General features: G+C 67.7%; 4 protein-coding genes. 3 read left to right on the top strand and 1 reads right to left on the bottom strand.

The genetic code is table 11. From position 1 onward, the window contains the following. The 3 genes from QN345_RS17860 to QN345_RS17850 form a co-directional block, all read left to right on the top strand. Nucleotides 1-712 (top strand): hypothetical protein (locus QN345_RS17860; protein ID WP_323509000.1); only part of this gene is annotated, 712 nt, incomplete at its 5' end. Nucleotides 713-745: 33 nt separating this feature from the next. Next, nucleotides 746-997, top strand: a complete 252-nt coding sequence (locus QN345_RS17855; RefSeq protein WP_134449509.1) for a hypothetical protein — start codon at nucleotides 746-748, stop codon at nucleotides 995-997. Continuing rightward, nucleotides 994-1,758 carry a DUF2306 domain-containing protein gene (locus QN345_RS17850; RefSeq protein WP_322136199.1) on the top strand — a complete coding sequence of 255 codons (765 nt, stop codon included), beginning with the start codon at nucleotides 994-996 and terminating at the stop codon, nucleotides 1,756-1,758. Before QN345_RS17855 ends, QN345_RS17850 begins: the two co-directional genes overlap by 4 nt. A 22-nt stretch (nucleotides 1,759-1,780) precedes the next feature. Here QN345_RS17850 and QN345_RS17845 read toward each other — a convergent pair. Then, nucleotides 1,781-2,569: HNH endonuclease signature motif containing protein (locus QN345_RS17845; RefSeq protein WP_323508999.1), on the bottom strand; the 789-nt coding region annotated here is incomplete at its 5' end.

The following is a 2,569-nucleotide window of genomic DNA, read 5'->3' as shown; positions in this document are numbered from 1 at the left end:
CCACAGGCCGGCTCCCTCGACGCGACAGCGGCCCTGCTCGACCGCTTGCTCGAAGCGGCGGATGCCGGCGGCCGCACTCTCCGGGCTCATCTACATCATCATCCAGTTCATCCACCCGGCCGACGTGGTCGCCTCGCTCTCCACTCAGATGTGGATCACGGTGCACGTCCTCAGCTTCGGCATGGCCGTTCTGGCCATGATCGGTCTCACCGGAATCTACCTGCGGCAGGTGCAGAAGTTCGGGCTGCTCGGCCTGATCGCCTACCTGATGTTCGGATTCTTCTTCATCCTGCAGGCATCCTTCAACTTCACCGAAGCCCTCATCGCGCCCCTGGTCGCGACCGCAGCCCCCCAGCTCGCCGTGGACATCGTCGGACTGTTCGGCCGCTACCCGGCCGTGAACGACCTCGGCCCCCTCGCGGCGCTCCCCCAGGTCGGCGGTCTGCTCTACGTCGTCGGCGCCCTGCTGTTCGGCATTTCCATCCTCCGGGCCCGTGTCCTGTCACGCGGGGCCGGCATCCTTCTGATCGTCGCAGCGGCCGTGACGCCCATCGCGGGCGCACTGCTCCCGCACACCCTCGAACGGATGGCCGCCATCCCCATGGGCCTGGCCCTGATCTGGCTCCGATACTCCCTGTGGTCGAACCTGCGCACAACGACGGCGCCCGCGGCGGTCAACCCTGCACGGCTCGACACGACGCCGACGGTCTGACCCGGATTCGCCGGACCACCGAGGAGGAATGACATGAAAAACGGACACGTGGCGCCCCTCGGGCGCGGTGAACTCGACACCTACGAGATCCGGCTTCAGGGGCAGCTGGATGCCTGTTGGACCGACTGGTTCGACGGCTTCCGGCTGACCGAGGCGAACGACGGGACAACGACCCTCACCGGCCCGGTCGTGGACCAGGCCGCCCTGCACGGGCTACTGAGACGGGTCGCAGACCTCGGAGCCACGTTGATCTCGGTCAACGTCCTGACAAGGAGTGACCGGTGACGAACCACAAGATCACTCGAGACACGTCGACACGGGACAAGGCGACACGGGACAGGCCGACACAAGACGGTGCAACGCAGGACAGGCCGGCTGCCGCGGTTCCTCGCGCTGATCGCACCCGGGCACGCACGCGAACTCCGCGGCCGCAATGGCTCGCACCGGCCGGACTGATCCTGCTGAGCCTCATCCCGATTCTCGCCGGGGCTGCGCGCCTCACCGAGCTGACAGGGGGCTCCACCGCCACCGAGCACAACGTCCGGTTCCTCGACTCCCCCATGCCCGTCGTCACGCACATCGTCAGCGTGACCGTCTTCTGCCTCCTCGGCGCCTTCCAGTTCGTTCCCGCCCTGCGGCGCCGGGCGAGCAGGTGGCACCGCATCGCGGGAGTCATCCTCATCCCCGCCGGCCTGCTCTCCGCGCTGTCCGGCCTGTGGATGGTGGTGCTCTACCCGCACCCGCCGGGTGACGGCATCGCCCTCGGCGTGATTCGGCTCTTCTTCGGATCGGCGATGGCCGTGAGCCTCGTTCTCGGTATCCGCGCGATCCTGCGCCGCGATTTCGTCAGGCACGGCGAGTGGATGACTCGGGCCTACGCGATAGCCGTCGCCGCAGGCACGCAGGCGCTGCTGCTGATCCCGGGGGCGATCCTTTTCGGGGCGCAGGACGAGCCCTCCCGCGCGGTCCTGATGGGTGCCGCCTGGGTCCTGAACCTGACGGTCGCCGAGTACCTCATCCGCAGTCGGCGCCGTCGCCGTCCCTAGACGGCGTCGGCCCAGGTCCGTTCTAGAACGGTGTCGGGTCGTCGGGGTCGTCGGGTGCGGGGTCAAGGTTCCAGACGTCAACGATCGGGACCGGTGGTTTCGGTTCGGGTTTGGGTTTCCGGGGTGGTCTCATGTCGGCGGAGGGTTCGACGATGTAGCTGTACCCGGCGGGGGAGGTCCATTCGATGCGACCGTCGCCGAGGTGCCTGGGCGTCCACCGGGTGTAGCTCTTGACCGCGTGGTGATACGGGCAGAGATGGGCGAGGTTCATCGCGTCGGTCTCCCCGCCGTGTTGCCACTCCACACTGTGATCGAGGTCTGATCGTTTGGCGGAGCGGCGGCAGCCGGGGAAGGTGCAGGTTTCATCCCGTACCTCGAGCCACTTCTTCAAAGCCGCGGGCGGTTTGTAGGTGTCGCGTCCCATCGAGAGCACGACGCCGGTTTCCGGGTGGGTGAGGAGCCGGGTGAAGCTCGGCGCCCCGGCGGCGAGACGCCTCGCGGTGTCGGGGTCGATGGGTCCGTACCCGGTCAGATACCCGGGCTCCTCGCTCTTCCCCAACAAGGTCAGCACCGGAACGGTGACGTTGACCTGCGCGGTCACCCCTTTGCCCAGTCCATCCGGGGTGACCCCACTGATCAGGACGTCGGTGAGCACATCGGCCGCGATCTGGGTCAGGGTGCGGACCTCGTCCGGGCCCTGCAGGGTCAGGGCGGTGTCGAGAGTGCGGTGGTACGCGGCCTGCACCTTCTCGGCATCCCCGGTCAGGTACAGCGACGCCATGCCGTCGTTGAGGGCCTGGAACACCACATG

The organism is Cryobacterium sp. 10I1, from assembly GCF_035019805.1.
GTDB lineage: Bacteria > Actinomycetota > Actinomycetes > Actinomycetales > Microbacteriaceae > Cryobacterium > Cryobacterium glucosi.
The sequence above is the reverse complement of the archived record's forward strand: the minus strand, read 5'-3'. Positions and strand labels throughout refer to the sequence as shown.

Excerpts from the sequence above, each read along its gene's own strand:
- QN345_RS17855 (WP_134449509.1), top strand. The coding sequence starts at position 746 with ATGAAAAACGGACACGTGGCGCCCCTCGGGCGCGGTGAACTCGACACC.